The sequence below is a fragment of the Rhizobacter sp. P5_A1 genome (assembly GCF_056400745.1).
The window spans coordinates 206,548-219,166 of sequence record NZ_JBFUKR010000004.1 but is presented as its reverse complement, the minus strand read 5'-3'; the positions used below and the strand labels follow the sequence as shown (position 1 = coordinate 219,166).

At 66.9% G+C, this 12,619-nt stretch carries 11 protein-coding genes; 7 read left to right on the top strand and 4 right to left on the bottom strand.

What is annotated here, in order from left to right; translation table 11 throughout:
• Window positions 1-93: 93 nt before the first annotated feature.
• Window positions 94-2,109: a sensor domain-containing diguanylate cyclase gene (locus AC1DTW_RS06150; RefSeq protein ID WP_477980143.1), complete on the top strand. Its 2,016-nt coding sequence runs from the start codon at window positions 94-96 to the stop codon at window positions 2,107-2,109.
• Between the two features lie 138 nt (window positions 2,110-2,247).
• Complete coding sequence (locus AC1DTW_RS06145) at window positions 2,248-2,463, top strand: hypothetical protein (protein ID WP_477980142.1); 216 nt, start codon at window positions 2,248-2,250, stop codon at window positions 2,461-2,463.
• Between the two features lie 56 nt (window positions 2,464-2,519).
• Here AC1DTW_RS06145 and AC1DTW_RS06140 read toward each other — a convergent pair whose 3' ends face one another.
• Window positions 2,520-3,266, bottom strand: coding sequence for an alpha/beta fold hydrolase (locus AC1DTW_RS06140; protein WP_477980141.1), 747 nt, complete (start codon window positions 3,264-3,266; stop codon window positions 2,520-2,522).
• 14 nt (window positions 3,267-3,280) lie between these two features.
• Window positions 3,281-4,414, bottom strand: a complete 1,134-nt coding sequence (locus AC1DTW_RS06135) for a M14 family zinc carboxypeptidase (RefSeq protein WP_477980140.1) — start codon at window positions 4,412-4,414, stop codon at window positions 3,281-3,283.
• On the opposite strand from AC1DTW_RS06135, the gene AC1DTW_RS06130 reads away from it, so the two are divergent.
• Both AC1DTW_RS06130 and AC1DTW_RS06125 read left to right on the top strand, forming a co-directional pair.
• A complete protein-coding gene (locus tag AC1DTW_RS06130; RefSeq protein WP_477980139.1) occupies window positions 4,413-4,571 on the top strand; it encodes a hypothetical protein in 159 nt (52 codons plus the stop codon). The genes AC1DTW_RS06135 and AC1DTW_RS06130 overlap by 2 nt on opposite strands.
• Before the next feature lie 328 nt (window positions 4,572-4,899).
• A complete protein-coding gene (locus AC1DTW_RS06125) occupies window positions 4,900-5,352 on the top strand; it encodes an SgcJ/EcaC family oxidoreductase (protein WP_477980248.1) in 453 nt (150 codons plus the stop codon).
• Between the two features lie 12 nt (window positions 5,353-5,364).
• On the opposite strand, the gene AC1DTW_RS06120 is transcribed toward AC1DTW_RS06125, so the two are convergent.
• Window positions 5,365-7,617: an SLC26A/SulP transporter family protein gene (locus tag AC1DTW_RS06120; protein ID WP_477980138.1), complete on the bottom strand. Its 2,253-nt coding sequence runs from the start codon at window positions 7,615-7,617 to the stop codon at window positions 5,365-5,367.
• A 201-nt stretch (window positions 7,618-7,818) separates the two neighbouring features.
• Window positions 7,819-8,931 carry a hypothetical protein gene (locus AC1DTW_RS06115; protein WP_477980137.1) on the bottom strand — a complete coding sequence of 371 codons (1,113 nt, stop codon included), beginning with the start codon at window positions 8,929-8,931 and terminating at the stop codon, window positions 7,819-7,821.
• Window positions 8,932-9,400: 469 nt separating this feature from the next.
• Between AC1DTW_RS06115 and ppk2 the strand changes: the two genes are divergently transcribed.
• The 3 genes from ppk2 to AC1DTW_RS06100 all read left to right on the top strand — a co-directional run bounded on the left by ppk2 (window position 9,401) and on the right by AC1DTW_RS06100 (window position 12,570).
• The gene (gene ppk2 / locus AC1DTW_RS06110; RefSeq protein WP_477980247.1) at window positions 9,401-10,297 is read left to right on the top strand and encodes a polyphosphate kinase 2; all 897 of its coding nucleotides are present in this window, start codon (window positions 9,401-9,403) and stop codon (window positions 10,295-10,297) included.
• Window positions 10,298-10,504: 207 nt separating this feature from the next.
• On the top strand, window positions 10,505-11,812 hold the full coding sequence (locus AC1DTW_RS06105) for an ABC transporter substrate-binding protein (RefSeq protein WP_477980136.1): 1,308 nt from the start codon (window positions 10,505-10,507) through the stop codon (window positions 11,810-11,812).
• A gap of 29 nt (window positions 11,813-11,841) precedes the next feature.
• Window positions 11,842-12,570, top strand: coding sequence for an SDR family oxidoreductase (locus tag AC1DTW_RS06100; protein ID WP_477980135.1), 729 nt, complete (start codon window positions 11,842-11,844; stop codon window positions 12,568-12,570).
• Window positions 12,571-12,619 lie beyond the last annotated feature (49 nt).

The following is a 12,619-nucleotide window of genomic DNA, read 5'->3' as shown; positions in this document are numbered from 1 at the left end:
CGAGCCCGGGTTTTCCAGATGATTCGGCTCGATCGGGGTCGATACGATTCAGCCGAGTCGCACGACCGGTGTCTCAGGGGACTGCCGCCGCCCATGTCCTACCTCGCCCCTCGCTATGACCCATGGGTGGTGGCGGCGTCCGTTCTGGTCGCAAGCTTGGCCTCCTACGTCGCGCTCGATCTTGCCAAGCGAGTGCGCACGGCAGACCGAAGCGTGGCGCTGAGCTGGTGGGTCGCAGGCTCGATCGCGATGGGCACCGGCATCTGGGCCATGCACTTCGTCGGCATGCTCTCGTTCTCGCTCCCGATCGCGCTGGGATACACGAGGCTGCTCACCTTCGCGTCCTGGGTGGCGGCCGTGGCCGTGTCGATGGTCGCGTTGTGGGTGGCGAGCCGCGGCTCGCTCACCGTGCCGCGCCTCGCCGGCGGATCGCTCGCGATGGGCGTCGGCATCTGCAGCATGCACTACACCGGCATGGCGGCGATGGACATGGAGCCAGGCATCGTGTGGGACGCGGGGCTGGTCGCTGCCTCGGCCGGTATCGCCGTGGGTGCATCGGCGGCGGCATTGCTGATCTTTTACTGGCTGCGAGAAGTCGGCAAATGGCGCGGCCTCGTCTACCAGGCCGTGGCCGCGTCGGTGATGGGGTTGGCCATCAGCGGCATGCACTACACCGGCATGGCCGCCGCGAACTTTCCCGAGGGTTCCGTGTGCCTGAGCGCCGACGCGCTGTCCGGCTCGACGCTGGGCACGTTGGTCGTGCTGGCCACGGTGACCATGCTGTCACTGACCTTGTTCACCTCTATCGTCCACGCGCGCATGCAAGCCAGTTCCGCCCGCCTGGAGCGCAGCGAGGAGCGGACTCGCAGCATCCTGGCCCACGCATCCGACGCCTTCATCGGCATCGAACATCGGGGCGTCATTACCGAGTGGAATCGCCAGGCGGAGGCCACGTTCGGATGGAAGCGCGAGCATGTTCTCGGCCGCTCCCTGGCCGACTTCATCGTTCCGCCGGGCATGCGCGACCGATTCGGCGAGGCGCTCCGGGAGTTCGTCCGCAACGGCACCGGCCCAGGCGTCAACGACCGAGCCGAAGTGATGGCGCTGCATCGAGATGGGTACGAGATCCCGATCGAGCTGTCGATCGGCGCGCTCCGAACGCCCGAGGGGTTCACAGCCCACGCCTTTCTGCATGACATCTCGGCGCGAAAAGAGGCCGCGGCCAAACAGGCTGCCAGCAGCAGGCGCCTGCGTGACATCACCGACAACCTGCCGCTGCTGATCTCATACCTCGACAAGGATCTGCTGCTGCGGTTCTGCAACGGAATCTGGAGGGAGTGGCTGGGCATCGACCCTTCGGCAGTGGTCGGCCGACCACTCGCCGAGGTCATCGGGCCCGCTCAGTACGAGCAGCGTCGCGAACAACTGCAGCGTGCCCTGGCGGGGGAACGTGTCAGCTTTGAAGCGGAATCTCTTGCACTGGGCGTGGATCGATTCCTCCGTACCGTGTACATCCCGGACGTGCAGGCCGATGGCGTCGTCGCCGGCATCTACGCCTTGAGCACCGACGTGACCGAGTCGAAACGGGTGGAGCTGCAACTCGATCAATTGGCCCACGTCGATTCGCTGACCGGCTTGCCAAACCGCCGCCGCTTCGAGGAAAAGTTCTTGCAAGCGCTTGCGCGCAGCCAACGACAGGATCAGTTCGTTGCCTTGATGATGCTGGATGTCGACCACTTCAAGCACATCAACGACCAACACGGCCACGCAACTGGAGATGCCGTACTCAAGGAATTCGCCCACCGTCTGCAGCGTTGCGTGCGGATCACCGACACCGTGGCACGGCTGGCCGGAGATGAATTCGTCATCATCCTGGAAGGCCTGAAATCCGCGAAGGACGCGGAGATCGTGGCGCGCAAGATCGGGCTCGAGCTGAAGCCGCCATTCGTGTTCGAGGATCTGGCGCTGCCGCCGATCACGGCGAGCATCGGCGTGGTGGTCTTCGTCGGCGACAGTGCATCTCCGGCCGAGGTGGTCGCAAGGGCAGACAAGGCGCTGTACCAAGCCAAGCGAGTGGGTCGCGACAACTTCGTGGTGACTCAATGGTGAGCGCCACGCCAACGATCGGTCGACCTTCGCGTCGCATGAGGCATGCGTCCGTCCACGCGAGCCGGCGAGGCATTGGGCGCTTTCATGATCCTGTCACACAGGGCTCGCAGTCTGCTGACTCCGAGCGAGGAGTTCCCGATGGATGCACTGCCCACCCCGACGAAGACGCCGATGGGGCTTCAATGGCTGGAAGCGCGTGACGGCAACGACGATCGCATCAAGCGCGCGCTCCTTTCGAGCATCGATGGGCACCGGAACGTGATCGAGCTGGAGAGCTTCGCGCGTGCGATGGGCCTCGAAGCGGATGCGCTGGAGCGGCTTCGCGGCGAAGGGCTGATCGACCTGTCGCATTGACCCACGCGCACTGCCCGACGGCATGCGACGACACGACGTCTGCACGCTCGCGTTCTTCAGGGCCACCGAAGGCGTGTGAGCAACCACCGGTCGATCTGCTCGGCGGCCCACGCCGCGTCGTCCAGCGTCAGGTCGTGTCCCGCGCTCGGGTGAATCGCGATGTCGGCGCGCCAGCGTCGCGCCAGTTCCTGCGAGCAGCGCGAGTCCACCAACCGGTCATGGCGGCTGGTCAACACCAGAAGCGGGACCGAGGGCGGCGCAAGGTCTGCGCGGTAGCGCGCCGCGGCCACCAGCTGGCGCAGCGCATTCGCCGCCGAGACCGGTCGCGCCTGGCGCAGACGAACCCAGTGGTCGAGCACGCTGGCGGCGGCGGCCGGGTTGCGGCTGGTCAGCCGCGCGATCGTCCGTTCACGACTCCTCGCGAACCGGGGCAGCAGCGCGAGCGCGAGCAGTGCGGCGTAGTTGGCGGGCCGCAGGCGCCGATACCACGGGCTGAAGGGGCGCAGGCTGGTGTTGATGAGCACGCACCCGTCGATCTCCCGGGGCGCGCGTGCGGCCCAGTCGACCGCGACCATCGCGCCCATCGACATCGCCAGCAGTCGGTACGGCGGCTCGAGCCCTTGCGAGCGCAGTTGAGCGCGACACCATGGCGTGATGGCCTCGATGCGGGTCGGGCTGGGCAGGTCGTTGAACGAGCCGTTTCCGGGCAGATCGAGTGCCACGATGCGCGCCTCGGGGTGCCGGTGTTGCAGCCGGCTCGCAAACGCGCCCCAATGGCCGCCCTCGCGCGTCAGGCCGCGCATCAGGACCCAGGTCGTCATGGCCCGCGCGCGCCGTACCAACGGGCCAGCGCGAGCGCGCGATGCTGTTCGCGTCCTGCGCCGCCGGGAAGCCAGCGCGCGTGGCTGCAGGCCGCGCGCGCGATGAAATCGAGCCAGCCGATGTGCCGGCGCAGGACGCGTTGCTGACGGTGTTCGATCATCGGGTTGAAGAGCCCGTGCCGCGAGAACAGCTGGCGCGGATTCTTCCTGACCCATAGCCACGAGCCCATCTCCAGCGTCAATGGCAGGAAGACATGACCCGGCGGCGCGCCAAGATAGAGGTGATCCCACAGGTCGCCATGGGCAAGGTACTGGCGACTTTGCGGTTCGACCACGTAGCGGTGATGCAGCAGCGTCTCGTCCATCGTCTCGCACAGGGCATGAATTTCCGGCAGGTGCTCGATCGGGCGGGCGGTGTGCGCGAACGGAAACCAGACGCGATCGTGCAGACCGAAGCCCGAGTGGCAGTCGACCGCGACGCTGAACGGCCGGCGCAGCAGTTCATCCCGAACCACACGGCACACGGCGTCGCTCTCGATCTCCATCGCCGCGCCCAGCGCGCCTCGGTACCAGGGCAGCGACGCGCTGATGCGCTGGCCGCCGATCAGGTACGGCACGCGATCGCCGGCATCGATCGGCGCGTTGCGCATCAGGTCGACGCCGTTCGGATTGGCGCGCGTCCCGCGGACGAGCCCACCGGGGTTGACCAGCGGCACGAAGATCAGGCGCATCGTCTCGAGTTGACGGTGCAGCGTTTCGTCCCATCTCAGGCGCATCACGAGGCTGCGCAGGTACGCGATGGCCACCTCGGCGCCGATGCGCTCGAGCCCGTGAACGCCACCGAAGATGCCGACGACGGGCGCATCTGCGCGTTCGCTCCCCAACGCGAACGCTTCCACCGGAAGGCGTCGCTCGCCCAGCGCCACCTCGCACAGCAAGCGCCGTTCCAGTCGCGGGCCGGCGAGTCGGGCCAGTGCGTCCAGCTCGAGAAGTTCGGGCGGGTCGATGGTGGTCACACGCAGCGGTGCGAGAGGTCGGAAGCGGGCAGGGTCGAAGCCCGACACGAAAGTGTCACGGTGCCGCGCTACCGTTGTCCGGACGCGTTGCGCCACACCGAGGGATCCCGCCATGAATCAGCCCCGCCGACGCAGAACCGTGCCCAGCCTGGCCGCCCTGGCGGGCGCGCTGCTGTGGGGTGTGGTCGAGCTTGTCGCGCTGGCGCGCTCGCGCTGGTCGGCGCGCGTGCGTGATCAACGCGGCCTGCCATCGGGTGCCCATCGCGGCTGAATTCAGGCGCTCGGCGATCGGCAAGGTCGGCAGGGACAGGTCACACATCGGTTCTCTTCGCAGCTTGGCCCGCGCGATGTTCGTGCCTCGCCGTGACAGGCACATGAGGACAGCGTGACGCTGCGATGACGCGCCAGTCGGTCGGCGCGCGGCGTGCCGCCGCGGGGCCGCTCATGTCATTCGTTAGGCCTGCACCCGTTCGGCATCGTCCTATCATGCGACCGGAACCGCGCGGCGGGGTCGACTCCGTCAGCTCCTGCGCGGTTCTTCAACCACCAGAGGGGACTTCATCATGCTCAATCGTCTGGCTTTCGCGACCACGGTCGCCATGCTCGGGTTGTCTGGCTGCGCATCGACGCCCCAAGGGTCCGGTCAAGCCATGCAACGCACGGAAGTCTGTCAGGCCACCAACGAGCAGGAAGTCGCAGCGCTGTTCGATCGCTGGAACGATTCACTTCAGTCGGGCGACCCGCACAAGGTCGTTGCCAACTACGCTGTGCGGTCGGTACTGCTTGCAACGGTGTCGAACAAGCCCAGGCTGACCCCCGAAGAAAAAGAGGATTACTTCCATCACTTTCTCGAGAACAAGCCGTATGGCCGGGTCGATTCCCGAAGTATCGAGATCGGTTGCACGACAGCGGTGGACGCGGGCCTGTACACGTTCACCTTCGCGAAGACCGGTGCCAAGGTGAAGGCTCGTTATACGTACACCTACAAGTGGGACGGGAAGCAGTGGCTGATCACGAGCCATCACTCCTCTGCCATGCCGGAGAAGGAATAGCGGCCAGCGGCCCTAATCGGTCGATTCGGACTCCACGCGCAGCGACTGCGCCGAGCTCAGCGTTGCGGCGGCGCCTCCGGCGGCTGCGCGCGATACCCAGGCTGCGAGGTCGCTCGTCAGGACGCGCACGCGATCGGCCAGATGCAGCGACATGTTCTTCAGGAGCTTGGCGGCAAGCGCCGGGTGCTCGCTCATCAGGCGGTCGAACGCTTCGACCGGAAGCTGCAACGCGGTGACGTCCGACTCGGCCACCGCCTCGGCAGAGCGCGTGCCGTGAGCGAGCATCGCCATCTCGCCGATGATCACCCCGGGTGCGAAGGACGCCAGTCGGCGCGTGCCGCCCGGAATTCGAAGACCGATGTCGCCTTCGAGGCTGATGTACAGCCCGTTGCCCGGGTCGCCGATCGTGAACAGGATCGCCCCGCGGCCGAAGTGCAGTGTGCGCAACTGGGCCGACAGCAGCGCGAGTTCATCGCTGTCCAGGCCGCGGCCGATCATCGTCTCTGCCAGGGTCAGCGTCCGAGTCGAATGGCCTTGCCGCGCCAGTCGATCGAGCAGGCGGTCCTCGGCGTGTTCGAGGGCCAGATCGGTGTTGTCGACGAAGCGCAGCGCCGAGCGCTCGGAGGGCGTGCCCATGGCTTCGATGACGCGCCGACGCGCATCGTCCGCGCCCCACTCGGCAAAGACCAACTGCCTGCCCGCGCGCGCCCAGTACTGCGCGGTCTCGAACAGGATGCGCGCGGCCGTCACGTCGATTTCCATGACCTGATGCAAGTCGAGGATCGCTGTGTCGACCGACGCTTCGAGCGCTTCCAGCCGTGCGCGCAAACCGTCGGCGGTGCCGAAGAACAGCGAACCCTCGAGTTCGAGCACCGCAATGCGGCGCCCCTCGCGTTTGAGTGCCTCGGCCACGTTCGAAGGGCGTGTCTTCAGCGAGCGGCGCGTTTCGCCGGACCATTCGCGCCGCACGACATCGCGCATGTTCGCGCGCACGAAGAGCAGGATCGCGAAGGTGGCCCCGATCAGCACGGCGGGCCCGAGCCCGAACGCGACGGCACTGAGCGAGACGACGAGTTCCACCGCCCAGTTGGCGCCGAGCACACGCCGTCGCCCGGCGTCGTCAGCGCTGCTGCGCGACACCCGTCGCCTGCCAAGCCGCCACAGCTCGAGCGGGGCGCGCCAGAACGCGGGGGCGACCATCTGGACGCCTTGCAGCAGCAGCACGCCACCCAATGCGCTGCTCGGCAACAGCCCGAGCAGCTGTGGCGCGAACAGCAGCAGGAGCAGCAGCTCGAGTCCGTAGACGAGCACGGCATGGCGCGACCCACTCTTCGGGGTCAGCAGCGCCAGCGAGCGCGGAATCGACGGCGACGCCGCCTGCCCGCCAACGAGCCCTGAAGCGATCGTCGCGATGCCCTGCGCGACAAGCTCGCGATTCGCGTCGCGGCCTTGTCGCAGCCGGCCGTCGACGATCGACGCCGCGAGCAGCGTATCCAGGCTGCACAGCACCGCGACAGTCAACGCGTAGGTTCCAACCAATGCCAGCACCGAGCGGTTCAGGAAGTCGGCCCTGTCCGGCAGCGCCGAGACGAACGGCGGCAGCCAGTTCTCGGGGAGCATCGGCACGCCGATCAATGTGCCGAGACTGCCGCTGGGCAGCACGCGGGAGAGCAGCGCGTGCAGCAGGGCGGCGGCGGCAAGGCCGACCAGAACCGGTGGAGGGCCGCCGCGCCAACGCGTCGTCGCCCAGGTGACCGACAGTGCGAACACCCCGACCAGCGCCGCGCCGAACTTCGGCAATTCGGCCTCCGGGCCCCAGCCGCTGCCGAAGTTGTGACCCGCGATCAACGGCACGGCATTGATGATCAGCAGCAGCCCGACGCCGCTCGTCACCCCGACCCGCACCGGGTGCGGCGTGAACTTGACCAGCGTGCCGAGCTTCAACAGGCCGAATGCGACCTGAAGCGCGCCGGCGCAGGCGACACCGATGGCAAGCAGGAAGAGGATGGGCCCGATCGCCGGCGCACCATGCGAGGCGAGCCTGGCGGAGAGTGCCGCCACGAACGCGGCGGTGAGCAGCGAGAGTGAGGCCCGCTGCCCGGACACCAGACGCCCCGCGCCGCCGACCGACGCGACGATGTTGGCGACCACGGTGCCGAGCAATGCCAAGGCCATGCCGGTGGGGCCGAAGGCCAGGCCCAGCGGCGCCAGTGCGATCAACCCATGGGCCGCGTTCTCGGGGGCGTGCGCCAGGGCCGTCGACATCGAGGCCACAGCGGTCGAAAAACGGTATCGCCAGCGACTGACAGGCATGAGGCGGGCAGATCGTCCGCGGCTCGGGACGCTCGTTGGTGGATTGGCACCCGATCACGCAACCGGGTGCGCTCGATCATAGACGGCCCGCGCGCGATGGCGCAGCGCACGCCGCCCGCAAGCGGCATCGACGATGTCACGGGTCTCACCCGATCACTGCGGGGCCGGCACCGCGATGCGATTCGCCGGCACGATCTGCGCCTGGAACGAGAAGACCTCGCGGCTGCGGGAGTCGACGCTGACCTTCAGCCAGTTCACGTCGTTGGTGCCATTGGCCTGGTTGTCGCCGAAGGTCTCGACGCGCGTGAAGTTCTCCAGCCGGCGACCCTGCGCATCGAGCAGCGGCTTGTCCAGGCGGTGATAGTGCGAGTCGCCATGCACGTACGCGACCGGCCTGCGGAACGCGATGACCTCGTCGCGCAGTGCGACGAGGTAGTCCTGGAACCCGTCGGGCTGGCCATCGGTCTGTGCCAGCGTCCTGGCGTCGCGCAGCGGTGCGCGCGTCGCGTCGGTTGCATCCCATCCGGGGTTGGCTTGAGACACGATCATCACCGCGGCCGAGCGCCGCGCCGCCGCGAACCTGAACGACTCGCGCAGCCACGCGATGTTGGCCTGGTTGCGCGCCGCCCATTCGGTCGGATCGGGTGCCGTGTCGCAGAGGTTGTTGCACGACCCCTGGACATTCAGCGTCACGTAGGTCACGCCGCCATAGGTCCAGCGGCGATTCTCGACGCACGGCGTGGCGCCGTTGACGCCGACGCACAGTGCGGCCGACTGGACCTCCTGGCGCAGCTGCCGTTGTCCGAGCGAGAACGGCGTACCGAAGAACACCTTGCGCTCATGGTCGAGGCGTTCGCGCGACGAATAGCCACCGTTCGACGGGCGGTCGCAGTCGGTCCAGTCGTTGTCGCCGGGGGTCAGCATCGCCGGCGCTTTCAAGGCGTTGAAGAAGCCGAGCGCCTGCACATACATCGCATCGCTGCAGGTGGTGGGCGTGACCGATCCCGGCGTACCCGACCCGGCCTTCAGGTCGCCATCGTGGATCGTGAAGGCGAGAGTCTGGCGGTTCATGTCCGCGATCAGGTTCGGAACGCCGACCAGCGCCTGGATGTCGGAGTAGGGCAGGTCGCCCCACAGCCCGATCTCGTACACGTCGTGCCTGCCGCCGCGTTCGTCGGCGTCGTCGTCGGCGATCGCGCCGAACGATGCGAGCGCCGCGACGGCGAACAGGGCCAGAGATCGCAGTGCGTGCCTTCTGAGGTTCATCGAAGATCCTTTCGTCACAAGATGCGCGAACGATGGCGGCGCGGCGTGACAGCGTTGTGACCCGCGCCGGATCTAGTGTGCTGTCCCGCAGATATCTGACATATGGACGGGCCGCAACGGGGATGAGCCGTAGGCGCACGGCCAGGGAGATACCGGTCGGTATCCTGGCCGGGCAACGCCCGGATCGCCCCGTTTCGGCCCGCCCCGCAGGGGTTCGATCAGATGGCGCCCTCGCACGCCCGCCAGCGCGGGCTCATACCACTCGGTATGGGCCCGCGCTGGCGGCCGCGCGATCATCACCATCTGATCGAATCCATATGTCAGATATCTGCGGGACAGCACACTAGCCGCGCGTCGCCTGCGTCGGCCTCGATGGCGCGATGTCACGAAGGTGCCACAGGGCGTGGCTAGGCTCGCTCGCTCGCACATTTGCCGGCAGGAGCACCACGTGACGCAGACCGATCAGCAGATGATCCGCAGAATCCACGCCGACATTGCCGACAGCTTCGACGAGGAACTCGAACTCGAGCTCGACGATCGCCATGCGGATCTCGACGCCGGCGGCCTGCCCCAGGATCGAGACCAGGAGGACAAGGACGCACGCCGGCGCTACTTTCGGGAACTGTTCCGTCTGCAGGGGGAACTGGTCAAGTTGCAGGACTGGGTCGTCGCATCGCGCCACAAGGTCGTGATCCTGTTCGAAGGGCGTGACGCCGCCGGCAAGGGCGGCGTGATCAAGCGCATCACGCAGCGGCTCAATCCCCGCGTGTGCCGCGTGGCGGCGCTGCCCGCACCCAACGACCGGGAGCGCACGCAGTGGTACTTCCAGCGCTATGTCGCGCATTTGCCCGCGGCCGGCGAGATGGTCCTGTTCGACCGCAGCTGGTACAACCGCGCAGGCGTCGAGCGCGTGATGGGTTTCTGCGACGACGACCAGTATGAGGAGTTCTTTCGAACCGTGCCCGAGTTCGAGAAGATGCTCGCACGCTCGGGCATCCAGGTCATCAAGTACTGGTTCTCGATCAGCGACGAAGAGCAGCACCTGCGGTTCCTGGGCCGCATCCACGACCCGCTGAAGCAGTGGAAGCTCAGCCCGATGGACCTCGAATCGCGGCGGCGCTGGGAGGACTACACCAAGGCCAAGGAAGTCATGCTGGAACGCACGCACATCGCCGAGGCGCCGTGGTGGGTGGTGCAGGCCGACGACAAGAAGAGGGCGCGACTCAACTGCATCGCCCACCTGCTGGGCCAGATGCCTTACGAGGCCACCGAGCATGAGCCGATCGTGCTGCCGGAGCGTGTCCGCCACGAAGACTACATCCGGCATCCCGTCCCGCAGGACATCGTCGTGCCGGAGTTGTACTGACCGCGAGCGCCGCACGACCGCGCGGCCTGGACCGGCGCGCAATTCACCGATTGCATCGCCACGAAGGGAAACCGCGGATCTCCCATTGCAATTTCGTATCGGCAGCTGCCGATCGCGTACGTGTCCCACCGGGCCTGAGACCTATCGTTGCGTTGTCGTCGCGATGACGCTGACGCCGAGTCAAAAACACTCCCGAGGAGACATCGAATGAACCTGAAGTTCAAGCTGGCCGTGAGCCTGTCACTGGCCGTGGCCGCGGGTGCCTGCGCCGCGACCGACCTGGTCATTGCAACCGTGAACAACGGGCACATGATCGAGATGCAGAAGCTCACGCCGCACTTCGAGAAGGCCTATCCCGACATCCGGCTGAAGTGGGTCACGCTCGAAGAAGCCGTGCTGCGCCAGCGCGTCACGACCGACATCGCCACCAAAGGCGGGCAGTTCGACGTGATGACCATCGGCATGTACGAAACCCCGATCTGGGGCAAGAAGGGCTGGCTCAACGAGATCAAGCCCGACGCGGCCTATGACGTCGACGACCTGCTGCCCGCGATGCGCAACGGCCTGTCGGTCGACGGCAAGCTCTATGCCGCGCCGTTCTATGGCGAAAGCTCGATGCTGATGTACCGCAAGGACCTGACCGACAAGGCCGGCGTCACGTTCGCCGAGCGCCCGACCTGGGATCAGGTGCGCGATGCCGCCGGCAAGATCCACGACCCGAAGAACGGCGTGTACGGCATCTGCCTGCGTGGCAAGCCGGGCTGGGGCGACAACATGGCCTTCCTGTCGACGATGGCCAACAGCTTCGGCGCGCAGTGGTTCGACATGAACTGGAAGCCGCAACTCGAGAGCAAGCCCTGGAAGGACGCCGTCACGTTCTACGTCGACCTGCTGAAGAAGTACGGCCCGCCGGGCTCGGCGTCGAACAGCTTCAACGAGATCCTGGCGCTCTACAACGAAGGCAAGTGCGGCATGTGGATCGACGCGACGATCGCCGCCTCGTTCATCACCGATCCCAAGCAGAGCAAGGTGGCCGACAAGGTCGCGTTTGCGCAGGGGCCGTACAGCGTCACGACCAAGGGCGCGAACTGGCTGTGGGCCTGGGCGCTGGCGATCCCCGCCGGCACCAGGAACGCCGATGCGGCGCAGAAGTTCATCGCCTGGGCCACGTCGAAGGAATACATCAACCTCGTTGCCAAGGAGAAGGGCTGGGCCGCGGTGCCCACCGGCACGCGCAAGTCGACCTACGCGAACCCGGAATTCCTGAAGGCGGCGAAATTCGCGGACGCCGAGAAGAAGGCGATCGACAGCGCGAATCCGAACGACAGCACATTGCCGAAGAGTCCCTATGTCGGCGTGCAGTTCGCCGCCATCCCGGAGTTCCAGGCGATCGGCATCGCGGTGGGCCAGCAGATGAGCGCGGCGCTGTCGGGGAAAGCGACGGTGGACGCGGCACTGAAGGCGTCGCAGGTCGCGGCCGACCGCGAGATGCGCAAGGGCGGCTACTACAAGTAAGCTGCCGCCCAGCGAACAGGACACAGAGCATGGCAACGGAACTGAAAGGCAAGGTCGCCGTCGTGACCGGGGCGGCCTCGGGCATCGGGCTGGCCAGCACCGAGGCGATGCTGACGGCCGGCGCGCGGGTCGTGCTGGTCGACCGCGACGAGGCCGCGCTGACCGCACTCTGCAGCAAGCTCGGCGACGCAGCCATCCCGCTGGTCATCGACCTGCTCGACCCGAAGGCCTGCGCGACGCTGGCGCCGCGCGTGCTCGAGACGGCCGGGCAGATCGACATCCTGCATGCCAATGCAGGCAGCTACGTCGGCGGCGACCTGGTCGACGCCGACACCGCGGCGATCGACCGGATGCTGAATCTCAACGTCAACGTCGTGATGAAGAACGTCCACGACGTGCTGCCCCACATGATTGGCAGGCGCTCGGGCGACATCATCGTGACCAGTTCGCTGGCCGCCCACTTCCCGACACCCTGGGAGCCGGTCTACGCGTCGTCCAAATGGGCGATCAACTGTTTTGTCCAGACGGTGCGGCGTCAGGTCTTCAAACACGGAATCCGCGTCGGCTCGATCTCGCCCGGCCCGGTCATCAGCGCGCTGCTCGCGGACTGGCCTGAGCAGAAGCTGAAAGAGGCCAGGGAATCGGGCAGTCTGCTCGAGGCCAGCGAGGTCGCCGACGTGGTCATGTTCATGCTGACACGGCAACGCGGCATGACGATTCGCGACGTGGTCATGATGCCCACGAATTTCGACCTTTAGCCCCGGACGTAGACTGCTGCAGCACGAGGTCCCGAAGGAGGCGAGCGCG